The sequence below is a fragment of the Burkholderia sp. JKS000303 genome (assembly GCF_002563755.1).
In the GTDB taxonomy this organism is placed as follows: Bacteria; Pseudomonadota; Gammaproteobacteria; order Burkholderiales; family Burkholderiaceae; genus Burkholderia; species Burkholderia anthina_B.
On record NZ_PDBZ01000001.1, the window covers coordinates 587,428 to 599,827 of the forward strand.

Consider the following 12,400-nt stretch of genomic DNA (forward strand, 5'->3'; position numbering starts at 1 on the left):
ATAACGGGGCCCGGGTGCCGATACCGGCGCCGGGCACCCGGAACACACGGCGGCGGCGCCAGCCGGCCCACCCGCGCCGCTCGCGCGCCCCGCCGCGGCGCGCAGCCCGGCGGGGAAACGCTATCGCCACGATTGAAACTCTCGTTCGGCAGCGCAGCAAAGGGGCCTTTATAATGCGCGTCTGATACCCATCTATGACGGCATCCCGGTCAACCCAGACCGTCCGGCGCGTCTTACCCCGCCCGCCGCGGCCGCCTTTTACGGATTCGCACATGTCCACGCCCAAACACGCCAAAGTCCTGATTCTCGGTTCCGGCCCCGCCGGCTACACGGCTGCCGTCTACGCGGCACGCGCCAACCTGTCCCCGGTATTGATCACCGGCATCGCGCAGGGCGGCCAGCTGATGACGACGACCGACGTCGAAAACTGGCCGGCGGACGCAAAGGGCGTGCAAGGCCCTGAACTGATGGCGCGCTTCCAGGAGCACGCGGAGCGCTTCAACACCGAAATCGTATTCGACCACATCCACACCGCGAAACTGCACGAAACGCCGATCCGGCTGATCGGCGACTCGGGCGAATACACGTGCGACTCGCTGATCATCGCGACCGGCGCGTCCGCCCAGTATCTCGGCCTGGCTTCCGAGGAAGCGTTCATGGGCAAGGGCGTGTCGGCCTGCGCGACCTGCGACGGCTTCTTCTACCGCAACCAGGAAGTCGCGGTGATCGGCGGCGGCAACACGGCCGTCGAGGAAGCGCTCTACCTGACGGGCATCGCGAAGAAGGTCACGGTGATCCATCGCCGCGACAAGTTCCGCGCCGAGCCGATCCTGATCGACCGCCTGCTGGAGAAGGAAAAGGAAGGCGTCGTCGACATCAAGTGGGATCACGTGCTCGACGAAGTGACGGGCGAGGCTTCGGGCGTCACCGGCCTGCGCATCAAGAACGTGAAGACCGGCGAAAAGCAGGATCTGACCGTGCAGGGCGTGTTCGTCGCGATCGGCCACAAGCCGAACACCGACCTGTTCCAGGGCCAGCTCGAGATGAAGGACGGCTACATCCTGACGAAGAGCGGCCTGCAGGGCAACGCGACGTCGACGAGCGTACCGGGCGTGTTCGCCGCTGGCGACGTGCAGGACAACGTGTACCGCCAGGCGATCACCAGCGCCGGCACGGGCTGCATGGCCGCGCTCGACGCACAGCGCTACCTCGAAAGCCTGCACGACAAAAAGTAAGCCGCAAGCCTGCCGGCGCCGGGCGCTACAATGGCGTCCGCTGCCGCGAAGCGGGCCTTGCCGGACAAGCCGCTGCCGCCGCGCAGCGGCTTTTTTTATGTCCGCGCGCCCGAACGCGCCTGCCCTGTTACCGAATCATGGCGAAGAACCAGCCCCATCCGAGCGATCCCGCGAAGCGGCAGATCGCCGCCCGTCCCGCGAATCCCGCGCCCGCCGCGCCGCCGAGCGCGCCCGAGCCCGCCGCATTGCGCGGCCAGGGGCTCGCCGGCCTCGGCGCATTGCGCAAATCGCTGCAAGGCGAAGCCGACCGCCGCGAGCGCGAGCGCGTCGAAACCGTGAAGGCCACCCGTCAGGCGGAGGCCGACGCGAACCTGTTCCGCAACGAAATCGGCTCGATCCGGCCACTGAATGCGCCGCCGCGCGCGAAGTCCGGCCGCACGCCGCCCGATCCGGTGCCGAAGCAGACGCAGCGCGACGAAGAAGACGTGCTGAACGCGACGCTGTCCGACGAATTCGATCCCGAGACGCTGCTCGACAGCGACGAGTCGCTGTACTACCACCGCCCCGGCATCAGCCGCGACGTCGTGCGCAAGCTGCGAAGCGGCGCATGGATCGTGCAGGCGCAGCTCGACCTGCACGGGATGCGGCGCGACGAAGCGCGCGACGCGCTCGCGGAATTCATCCGCGAGGCCGGCAAGAAAGGGCTGCGCTGCCTGCGCGTGATCCACGGCAAGGGACTCGGTTCGATCGGCAAGGAACCCGTGCTGAAAGGCAAGGTGCGCGCATGGCTCGTGCAGAAGGAAGAAGTGATCGCGTTCTGCGAGGCGCGCAGCAACGACGGCGGCGCGGGCGCGGTGCTCGTGCTGCTGCAGCCGCTGGCGGCGCCCGCCGATCGGGGGCCGCGTGCCGCATCCTAGGCTGACGCTCGCGATCTCGATACTGGAGGCGATCGCGACGCTGGCCTTCGCAATCTCGGGCTTCATCGAGGCGCGCAAGAATCGTCTCGACTCGGTCGGCACGTTCGTCGTCGCACTCGCCACCGCGTTCGGCGGCGGCACGCTGCGCGACGTCCTGCTGGAGCGCCGGCCGTTCTACTGGGTCGTGCACGAGGACTACGTGATCGCGATCTTCGTGCTCGCGCTGTTCGCGCCGTTCCTGCTGCGGATGCTGTCGCGGCTGTCGGCCGAACGGATGCTGCTGGTCGCCGACGCGATCGGGCTCGGCATCTTCAGCATCTCCGGCACCGCGATCGCGCTCGAGGCCGAGATGCCGCGCTTCATCGCGGTGATGATGGGCGTGATCACCGGCGTGGTCGGCGGGATCATCCGCGACGTGCTGTGCAACGACATTCCGCTGATCCTGCGCGATTCGCGCCCGTATGCGACGTGCGCGTTCGTCGGCTGCTGGTTCTACCTGCTGCTCGTGTGGCTGCAGCTCGACCTGGTGTACAGCGTGCTGCTCGCGACCGGCTTCACCCTCGTCGCGCGACTCCTCACGTTCAAGTTCGACGTGCGCTTGCCGCACTGATGCCGACAGGCTGCACGGCGCAGCCGTCAACACTGCAAAACGAAAGGGGCCGTTCGCACGGCCCCTTTCGCTTCATTCAACGCAGGCGTCGCGTCACGCGATCCGCTCTTCCGACGCCGGATCGAACAGCACCGCCTTCGACACGTCGAACAGCAGCGACTGCGTCTGCCCCGGCTGCGGGTTCGCGGCCGGATGCACGCGGCTCACGATCCGCTTGCCGTTCACCTGCGCGAACACGTGCGTGTCCGGCCCGGTCGGCTCGGTCACGTCGACGCGCACGTCGACCGGCTGCAGGCTCGACGCCTCGCCGTTGTGTGCGCTGCGCGCATCGGTGATGCGCTCCGGACGCAGGCCGAGAATCACCTCGCGACCGACGTGCGACTTCAGCTTGGCCGTATCGAACGGCAGGTTCAGCGCGCTGCGCGCGAGCCCCGTGTCGATCTCCAGCGCGATCCCGCTGCCCTGCTCGACCAGCTTGCCGTTGATGAAGTTCATCGGCGGCGCGCCGATGAAGCCCGCGACGAACAGGTTCGACGGCGAGTCGTAGATCTCCTGCGGCGCGCCGAACTGCTGGACCACGCCGTCCTTCATCACCGCGATGCGGTCGCCGAGCGTCATCGCCTCGATCTGGTCGTGCGTCACGTAGACGATCGTCGTGCCGAGGCGCTGATGCAGCAGCTTGATTTCCGCACGCATCTCGATACGCAGCTTCGCGTCGAGGTTCGACAGCGGCTCGTCGAACAGGAACAGCGACGGGTCGCGTGCCAGCGCGCGGCCCATCGCGACGCGCTGGCGCTGGCCGCCCGACAACTGGCCCGGCTTGCGGTCGAGCAGATGCTGGATCTGCAGCATCGACGACACGCGCTCGACGATCTGCTGCTGTTCGCTCTTCGGCACCTTGCGGATGTTCAGGCCGAACGAGATGTTCTCGCGCACCGTCATCGACGGATACAACGCATACGACTGGAACACCATCGCGATGTCGCGATCCTTCGGCGACAGGTCGTTGACGACCTTGCCGTCGATGCAGATCTCGCCGCTCGTGACGGTCTCGAGCCCGGCGATCATGTTGAGCAGCGTCGACTTCCCGCAGCCCGACCCGCCGACCAGGATCAGGAACTGTCCGTCCTCGATCTCGATGTCGACACCCTTCAGGACCGGCACCCCGTTCGGGTAGGTCTTGTACACGTCACGGATGGAAAGGCTTGCCATGCTGTGAATCCTCTGTCTCGTCTCGCGCGGCGCACTGCGGCGCCGCGTCGGGTTCGTTTCGATGCGCCGCGCGTCGTGCGCGGCCGGTTCGTCGTATCGGATGAAGCCGCGCTTACCCCTTCACCGCGCCCGCCGTCAGGCCGCGCACGAAGTAGCGGCCGGCGATCACGTAGACCAGCAGCGTCGGCAGTGCGGCGATGATCGCGCCGGCCATGTCGACGTTGTATTCCTTCACGCCCGTCGACGTGTTGACGAGGTTGTTCAGCGCGACCGTGATCGGCATCGAGTCGACGCCGGAGAACACGATCCCGAACAGGAAGTCGTTCCAGATCTGCGTGAATTGCCAGATCAGGCACACCATGAAGATCGGCAGCGACACCGGCAGCAGGATCTTCGTGAAGATCGTGAAGAAGCCCGCGCCGTCGATGCGTGCCGCCTTCACGAGTTCGGCCGGCACGCTCACGTAGAAGTTGCGGAAGAACATCGTCGTGAACGCGATCCCGTACACGACGTGCACGAACACCAGGCCCGGAATCGTGTTCGCGAGGCCGAGCATCCCCTGCAGGCGCGCCATCGGCAGCAGGATCACCTGGAACGGAATGAAGCAGCCGACCAGCATCATCGTGAACAGCGCATCCGCGCCGCGAAAGCGCCAGTGCGTGAGCACGTAGCCGTTGAACGCGCCGATCAGCGACGAGATCAGCACCGCCGGAATCACCATCTGCAACGAGTTCAGGAAGAACGGCTTCATCCCGTCGCAGCGCACGCCGGTACACGCGCCGCTCCACGCCTTGATCCACGGATCGAAGGTCCAGTGCGTCGGCGGCGTCAGCAGGTTGCCGGTGCGCAGCTGGTCGAGATCCTTGAACGACGTCGACAGCATCACGTAAATCGGGAACAGGAAATACAGCGCGAACAGGATCAACGCCGCATAGATCACCGCCCGGCTGATCGTCATCTTAGGCTGCATTGCGGGTGCTCCTCGATTCCATATACATCAGCGGCACCAGCACCGCGACCACGGTCGCGAGCATCATCACCGACGACGCGGCACCCAGCCCGAGCTGGCCGCGGTTGAACGAAAACGTGTACATGAACATGGCCGGCAGCGACGACGACGTGCCGGGGCCGCCCGCCGTCAGCGCGACGACGAGGTCGAAGGTCTTGATCGTGATGTGGCAGAGGATCAGCAGCACCGAGAAGAACACCGGGCGCATGCTCGGAATCACAATCTTGCGGTAGATGGTCGGCAGCGTCGCGCCGTCGACCTGCGCGGCCTTGAAGATCTCGCCATCGACACCGCGCAGGCCTGCGAGGAACAGCGCCATCACGAAGCCGGTCGACTGCCACACGGCAGCGATCACGATACAGAAGATCGCCTTGTCCGGATCGTCGAGCCAGCCGAACGAGAAGCTCGTCCAGCCCCAGTCGTGCATCACCTTCTCGAGGCCGAGGCCCGGGTTCAGGATCCACTGCCACGCGGTGCCGGTCACGATGAACGACAGCGCCATCGGGTACAGGAAGATCGCGCGCAACGCGCCTTCGGTGCGGATCTTCTGGTCGAGCAGGATCGCGAGGAACAACCCGAGCGCGACGCAGATCACGATGAACGGAATCCCGAACCAGCCGAGGTTCGCGGCGGAAGTCCACCACACGTCGTTCTGGAACAGATCCGTGTAACGGCCGAAGCCGTCGAATTCGTAGTTCGGCAACAGCCGCGAGTTGGTCAGCGACAGATAACCGGTAATCAGGATGAAGCCGTAGATGAACACCACGGCGATCGCGATGCTCGGCGCAAGCACGAGCTTCGGAATCCAGCGATCGGCGAAGGCCGACATCGGCGACGTGCGCCGTGCGACGGCAGCGCCGGATCCGTTTCCGCTAAGAGGGGCAGCCACTTGATTCGACTCCTGGAACGAGGGCGACGCAGGCCGGGCCGGCGCCGGTACGGCGCGGGCCCGCGGGCGAGCCCGTTTGCTGCACATGCAAAAACGCCCGGCCGATCGTGCGTGTCCGGCCGGGCGTCTGTCGCGCTTTACTTCACCTTCGCGGCTTTCGCGAGCGCGGCGACCGCAGTCTTCGGATCTTCCTGCGAGTTCATGAACTTCGTCACGACGTCGGTGATCGCGCCGGCCGTCGCGTCGTTCTGCGCCATTCCGTGCGCGAGCGACGGCACGTAGCCGCCCGACTTGATCGCGACCTGCTCGTCGGCGTACGACTTCTTCGCACAATCGTCGAACTTGTCCATCTTCACGCCGAGGCGCACCGGGATCGAGCCCTTCAACAGGCTGAACTGCTCCTGGAAGTCCGGCGTCATGATCGTCTTCGCGAGTGCCAGCTGGCCCGGCGTCGCGGCCTTCTGGCCCTTCTGCTGGAAGAACACGAACGAGTCGACGTTGAACGTGTACGAATTCGCGGTGCCCGGCACCGGCGCGCAGATGTAGTCCTTGCCCGACTTCTTGCCGGCGTTCTCGAACTCGCCCTTCGCCCAGTCGCCCATGAACTGCATGCCGGCCTTGCCGTTGATCACCATCGCGGTCGCGAGGTTCCAGTCGCGGCCGTTACGGCCGGCGTCGAAGTAGCCCTGGATCTTGCGGACCGTCTCGAACACCGACAGCATCTGCGGCGACGTCAGCGTGGCCTGGTCGAGATCGACCAGCGCCTTCTTGTAGAACGCCGGGCCCTGCGACAGCACGACGTCTTCCCACAGCGTCAGGTCCTGCCACGGCTGGCCGCCCATCGCGACCGGCTGGATGCCGGCGGCTTTCAGCTTGTCGGCGACCGCGAAGAATTCAGGCCAGGTCGTCGGCACCTTCGCGCCGACCTTGTCGAGCGCGGCCTTGTTGATATAGAGCCAGTTGACGCGGTGCACCGAGAACGGCGCGGCGACGTAGTGGCCCTTGTACTGCATGATCTTGTCGATTTCCGGCGGCAGGTTCTTCTTCCAGTCGCCGGCGACGGAATCGATGTTGACGAGCACGCCCTGGTCGGCCCAGTCCTGGATCAGCGGACCCTTGATCTGCGCGGCCGACGGTGCGTCGCCGCTGATCACCTTGGTCTTCAGTGCGGTCATGGCCGCCGCGCCCGCGCCGCCCGCGACCGCGAAGTCCTTCCACACGTAGCCCTGCTTCTGGATGTCGTCCTTCAGCACGCCGACGGCTTTCGACTCGCCGCCCGAGGTCCACCAGTGCAGCACCGTAACGTTCTCGGCCGCCTGCGCCGCCACGGCGCCAGCCATCAGACCTGCCGCGCAGAGCGCGCCCATGATCGAGCGAACTTTCATTACTTATCTCCTCCAGACTGAATCAACTCGTGAAGTTCCCTGAACGGGAACCGGCTTCTTCATAAACGACGGGGAAATCGAGCCGCGGGACGCATGCAGCGTACGGGGCCGATGACCGGCCGGGCTCTTACAGAAAGCGTGAATCGAGATTCAACGGCGTGTCTCCTCTTTGTGTTTCTGGCCCGCCGCGATGCTGCGGCGCAAGGCCCGGGGTCGACGGCGCGCGGACGATGCGCTCCGTCAATGTCCGATAACATTCGGCACAAGGCGTTCCCGAAGGCGAAGCTCGCGCAGTTCGTCGACCGCACTTCTTTTTTTCTTCACCCAGGTGCTACCCCTTGCGGCGGATTGTAGTTAAACTACAATTCAGTGTCAAAAATATTTTTATCGCACTACGGATCGCTTCCCAGCACCCCAATCGGCGGAGACACATGCATACCGATTCCAGCTTTACCTTCGTACTTTTCGGCGGCACCGGCGACCTGTCGATGCGCAAGATCCTGCCCGCGCTGTTCGAAGCGCATCGCGGCAACATGCTCGCGGAAAGCGGCCGGATCGTGGCCGTCGCACGGCACGAATCGGATCGGGCCGGCTATCTCGAATGGGTCGATACGCACGTGAAGCCGCACGCGGTGAAGGCGGCCGGCAACGCATTCGACGAAAGCGCGTGGCAATCCTTCCTCGAGCGCATCGAATACGTGAAGCTCGACCTCGGCCGCGCGGAAGACTACGTCGTGCTGCGCGACGCGGTCGCGCAGTTGCCCGGCATCCGCGTGTTCTATCTCGCGACGGGGCCGTCGCTGTTCGTGCCGATCTGCAAGGCGCTCGCGTCGGTCGGCCTGAACGAAGGCGCGCGCATCGTGCTCGAGAAGCCGCTCGGCTACGACCTGAAGTCGTCGAATGCGATCAACGACGCGGTCGGCGAGATCTTCGCGGAAGGCCAGATCTACCGGATCGACCACTACCTCGGGAAAGAGCCGGTACAGAACCTGCTCGCGCTGCGCTTCGGCAATGCGCTGTTCGAGCCGCTGTGGCGCCGCGAATGGGTCGAGAGCATCCAGATCACGATCGCGGAAGAGCTCGGCGTCGAGGCGCGCGGCGATTTCTACGACAATACGGGCGCGCTGCGCGACATGGTGCAGAACCACCTGTTGCAGCTGCTGTCGATCGTCGCGATGGAGCCGCCGCACTCGATGGATTCCGACTCGGTGCGTGACGAGAAGCTGCGCGTGCTGCGCGCGCTGAAGCCCGTCGATCCGCGCGACATCGGCAAGGTCGCGGTGCGCGGCCAGTATCATGCGGGCGTGATCAAGGGCGCGCAGGTGCCGGCCTACGCAACCGAGCCGGGCGTGAAGCCCGACAGCCAGACCGAAACCTTCGTCGCGCTGAAGGTCGAGATCGAGAACTGGCGCTGGGCCGGCGTGCCGTTCTTCCTGCGCACCGGCAAGCGGCTGGCCGACCGCGTCGCGGAGATCGTCGTCAACTTCCGTCCGGTGCCGCACTCGGCGCTCGGCGCCTCCGCGCTGCGCGCCGGCGCGAACCGTCTCGTGATCCGGCTGCAGCCAAACGAGACGATTCGCCTGTACTGTCTCGCGAAGCAGCCCGGCGAAGGGATGAACCTCGCGAGCGTGCATCTCGACCTCGCGTTCGACCAGTTCTTCAAGGAAGGGCAGATGGAGGCGTACCAGCGCCTGCTGCTCGACGTGATCAACGGCCGTCTTGCGTTGTTCGTGCGTCGCGACGAGCAGGAAGCCGCGTGGCGCTGGGTTGAGCCGATCCTGAACGAATGGGCGCGCTCGCTGAAGCCGCCGAAGCCGTACGCGGCGGGCACGTGGGGGCCGGCCGCGGCAAGCGCGATGCTCGCGCAGCACGGCACCTGCTGGCTCGAAGAAGAAAACTGATGCAAACCGTTGCCGCGTGCGCGAACGCGCGCGGCAACGTGCCCCACGATTCGCACGAATTGAACAGACAAAGCAGTCCGGAGGAGATGTGATCGAGATCCACGCTTTCGACACCCAGGAAGCGCAAAGCGAAGCGCTCGCGCACGCCGTCGGCGATGCGCTGCGCGCCGCGCTCGCCGGCCCCGCGCGCCCCACGCTCGCGGTGTCCGGCGGCACGAGCCCGCGCCCGTTCCTGCACACGCTGTCGCATGCGGCGCTCGACTGGGCCGGTGTCGACGTCACGCTGGTCGACGACCGCTGGGTGCCGGAGGACGATGCGGCCAGCAATGCGCACCTCGTGCGCGACACGCTGCTGCAGCACGCCGCGGCCCCTGCCCGCTTCCTGCCGCTCGTCGACACGCGCGTGTCGCTCGACGCGCACGTCGCCGCACTCAACGCGAACGCCGACTACCGCGTGCCGAACGTCGCGGTACTCGGCATGGGCGAAGACGGCCATACCGCGTCGATCTTCGCGGATGCGCCCGAATGGGACCACGCGATCGCCACGCCCGAGCGCTTCGTCGCCGTGCATCCCGGCGCCGCGCCGCATGCGCGCGTGAGCTATTCACTCGATGCGCTGAAGCGCGTCGACCGGCTCTTCCTGCTGATCGCGGGCAGCCGCAAACGCGACGTGCTCGACGCCGCAGCCGCGTCGCTGCAAAAGAACGCGATTTCCCAACTGGCCAACGACAAGGGGACCCAGCTCGATGTCTACTGGTGCGCAAAGTAAGGCGGCCGTTGCGGGTCAGCATGCCGACGGCCCACGCCTGCTCGCGGACGTCGGCGGCACCAACGCGCGCTTCGCGCTGGAAACCGGCCCGGGCGAGATCACGCAGATTCGCGTGTACCCCGGCGCCGACTACCCGACGCTCACCGACGCGATCCGCAAGTATCTGAAGGACGTGAAGATCGCCCGCGTGAACCACGCGGCGATCGCGATCGCGAACCCGGTCGACGGCGATCAGATCACGATGACCAATCACGACTGGAGCTTCTCGATCGAGGCGACGCGCCGCGCACTCGGCTTCGACACGCTGCTCGTCGTCAACGACTTCACCGCGCTCGCGATGGCGCTGCCCGGCCTCACCGATGCACAGCGCGTGCAGATCGGCGGCGGCGCACGCCGCCAGAACAGCGTGATCGGGCTGCTCGGGCCCGGCACCGGGCTCGGCGTGTCGGGGCTGATTCCGGCCGACGACCGCTGGATCGCGCTCGGCAGCGAAGGCGGTCACGCGTCGTTCGCGCCGCAGGACGAGCGCGAGGATCTGGTGCTGCAGTACGCGCGCAAGAAGTTTCCGCACGTGTCGTTCGAGCGGGTGTGCGCCGGCCCCGGCATGGAGATCATCTATCGCGCGCTCGCCGCGCGCGACAAGAAGCGCGTCGCCGCGACCGTCGACACCGTCGAGATCGTCGAGCGCGCGCATACCGGCGACGCACTCGCGCTCGAGACGGTCGAATGCTTCTGCGGGATCCTCGGCGCGTTCGCGGGCAGCGTCGCGCTCACGCTCGGCGCGCTCGGCGGCGTCTATATCGGTGGCGGCGTCGCGCTGAAACTCGGCGAACTGTTCACGCGCTCGTCGTTCCGCGCGCGCTTCGAGGCGAAGGGTCGCTTCACGCACTATCTCGAGAACATCCCGACCTACCTGATCACCGCCGAATATCCGGCGTTCCTCGGCGTATCGGCGATTCTCGCGGAGCAGCTGTCGAACCGTTCGGGCGGCGCATCGTCGGCCGTGTTCGAGCGGATCCGGCAGATGCGCGACGCGCTGACGCCGGCCGAGCGCCGCGTCGCCGATCTCGCGCTGAACCATCCGCGCTCGATCATCAACGACCCGATCGTCGACATCGCACGCAAGGCGGACGTGAGCCAGCCGACGGTGATCCGCTTCTGCCGCTCGCTCGGCTGCCAGGGGCTGTCGGACTTCAAGCTGAAGCTCGCGACCGGCCTCACCGGCACGATCCCGATGAGCCACAGCCAGGTGCACCTCGGCGACACGGCCACCGACTTCGGCGCGAAGGTGCTCGACAACACGGTGTCCGCGATCCTGCAACTGCGCGAGCACCTGAATTTCGAGAACGTCGAGAACGCGATCGAGATCCTGAACAGTGCGCGCCGCATCGAGTTCTACGGGCTCGGCAACTCGAACATCGTCGCGCAGGACGCGCACTACAAGTTCTTCCGTTTCGGGATTCCGACGATCGCGTACGGCGACCTGTACATGCAGGCCGCGTCGGCCGCGCTGCTCGGCAAGGGCGACGTGATCGTCGCGGTGTCGAAGTCGGGACGCGCGCCCGAACTGCTGCGCGTGCTCGACGTCGCGATGCAGGCCGGCGCGAAGGTGATCGCGATCACGTCGAGCAACACGCCGCTCGCGAAGCGCGCGACCGTCGCGCTCGAAACCGACCACATCGAGATGCGCGAATCGCAGCTGTCGATGATCTCGCGGATCCTGCATCTGCTGATGATCGACATCCTCGCGGTCGGCGTCGCGATCCGCCGCGCGTCGACGAACGGCGAGCTGCCCGAGGCCGTCGCGCAGGCGCGGGCACGCGCGAGCGACGACGAAACGGCCGACGTGCTCGACTGGTTGAGCCACGGTGCGTCGCCGGGGGCGAAGGACGTCGCGCGGGATTGACTCCTCGGCGAAACACCATCGGTGCACGACACCCCGAACGCTGGATTCAGGCCCGGCGTTCGGGGTGTTTCGCATGAGCGGCACCACCGCAAACCACAGCGACTCGACAATCATCGACGCGCCTTCTGCCGATGGCTGCGCGTGACGTCATACGTTCGTACACACGTCCATTTTCGAACCAGTCCAATTGTCAGCAGTTGCCCAGGCTCGGTAACTTCCTTCACTCCGAGTGATGTCGCCATCTCGGTCCGACGCGAGAAATGATCCGTTTCTCAAAGACCCCGGATTGGCATCGACAGCATCACTTTCATCCAGTTTGCGGAGAGGGATATGCCGAGACCACGTTTTTCAGCCGCATGGGCAGCAGCAATGCGAATTTACGCCCCGATAAATTCTGCGGAGAAGGTTGCGCTGACGATTGGTGGCAACGTGGCCACCAATATCCAGCGATGGGGCAAAGCAGGGGTGATCAAATTCCCGCCTTCGCTGGGAGGCAGCACCCTGGACGATAAGCAGGGGATCGTTCTCTTCGTGGTTTCAGCCTCGCCGATAGCCTGAGAGAGGAAT

11 protein-coding genes are annotated in these 12,400 nt (G+C 65.9%); 7 read left to right on the top strand and 4 right to left on the bottom strand.

Annotation, left to right across the window (positions count from 1 at the left end):
* Positions 1-272: 272 nt before the first annotated feature.
* The 3 genes from trxB to BX604_RS02835 all read left to right on the top strand — a co-directional run bounded on the left by trxB (position 273) and on the right by BX604_RS02835 (position 2,762).
* On the top strand, positions 273-1,235 hold the full coding sequence (trxB, locus tag BX604_RS02825) for a thioredoxin-disulfide reductase (RefSeq protein ID WP_098549473.1): 963 nt from the start codon (positions 273-275) through the stop codon (positions 1,233-1,235).
* Positions 1,236-1,372: 137 nt separating this feature from the next.
* On the top strand, positions 1,373-2,152 hold the full coding sequence (locus tag BX604_RS02830; RefSeq protein WP_098549474.1) for a Smr/MutS family protein: 780 nt from the start codon (positions 1,373-1,375) through the stop codon (positions 2,150-2,152).
* Positions 2,139-2,762, top strand: a complete 624-nt coding sequence (locus tag BX604_RS02835) for a trimeric intracellular cation channel family protein (protein WP_098549475.1) — start codon at positions 2,139-2,141, stop codon at positions 2,760-2,762. The genes BX604_RS02830 and BX604_RS02835 overlap by 14 nt, the downstream gene beginning before the upstream one ends.
* A 93-nt stretch (positions 2,763-2,855) precedes the next feature.
* Here the strand turns inward: BX604_RS02835 and BX604_RS02840 are convergent, their stop codons facing one another.
* From BX604_RS02840 to BX604_RS02855, 4 genes are all read right to left on the bottom strand, one after another.
* Positions 2,856-3,974: an ABC transporter ATP-binding protein gene (locus BX604_RS02840; protein WP_098549476.1), complete on the bottom strand. Its 1,119-nt coding sequence runs from the start codon at positions 3,972-3,974 to the stop codon at positions 2,856-2,858.
* 112 nt (positions 3,975-4,086) lie between these two features.
* Positions 4,087-4,944 carry a carbohydrate ABC transporter permease gene (locus BX604_RS02845; protein WP_098549477.1) on the bottom strand — a complete coding sequence of 286 codons (858 nt, stop codon included), beginning with the start codon at positions 4,942-4,944 and terminating at the stop codon, positions 4,087-4,089.
* Positions 4,934-5,872, bottom strand: coding sequence for a carbohydrate ABC transporter permease (locus BX604_RS02850; RefSeq protein WP_098549478.1), 939 nt, complete (start codon positions 5,870-5,872; stop codon positions 4,934-4,936). The genes BX604_RS02845 and BX604_RS02850 overlap by 11 nt, the downstream gene beginning before the upstream one ends.
* 137 nt (positions 5,873-6,009) lie before the next feature.
* Positions 6,010-7,257, bottom strand: a complete 1,248-nt coding sequence (locus BX604_RS02855; protein WP_098549479.1) for an ABC transporter substrate-binding protein — start codon at positions 7,255-7,257, stop codon at positions 6,010-6,012.
* A 431-nt stretch (positions 7,258-7,688) separates the two neighbouring features.
* Between BX604_RS02855 and zwf the strand changes: the two genes are divergently transcribed.
* The 4 genes from zwf to BX604_RS02875 all read left to right on the top strand — a co-directional run bounded on the left by zwf (position 7,689) and on the right by BX604_RS02875 (position 12,391).
* Complete coding sequence (gene zwf / locus BX604_RS02860; protein ID WP_098549480.1) at positions 7,689-9,158, top strand: glucose-6-phosphate dehydrogenase; 1,470 nt, start codon at positions 7,689-7,691, stop codon at positions 9,156-9,158.
* Between the two features lie 88 nt (positions 9,159-9,246).
* Positions 9,247-9,927, top strand: coding sequence for a 6-phosphogluconolactonase (gene pgl, locus BX604_RS02865; RefSeq protein WP_098549481.1), 681 nt, complete (start codon positions 9,247-9,249; stop codon positions 9,925-9,927).
* Complete coding sequence (locus BX604_RS02870) at positions 9,905-11,833, top strand: bifunctional transcriptional regulator/glucokinase (RefSeq protein ID WP_098549482.1); 1,929 nt, start codon at positions 9,905-9,907, stop codon at positions 11,831-11,833. Before pgl ends, BX604_RS02870 begins: the two co-directional genes overlap by 23 nt.
* 330 nt (positions 11,834-12,163) lie before the next feature.
* Positions 12,164-12,391, top strand: coding sequence for a hypothetical protein (locus BX604_RS02875; protein ID WP_143747997.1), 228 nt, complete (start codon positions 12,164-12,166; stop codon positions 12,389-12,391).
* Positions 12,392-12,400 lie beyond the last annotated feature (9 nt).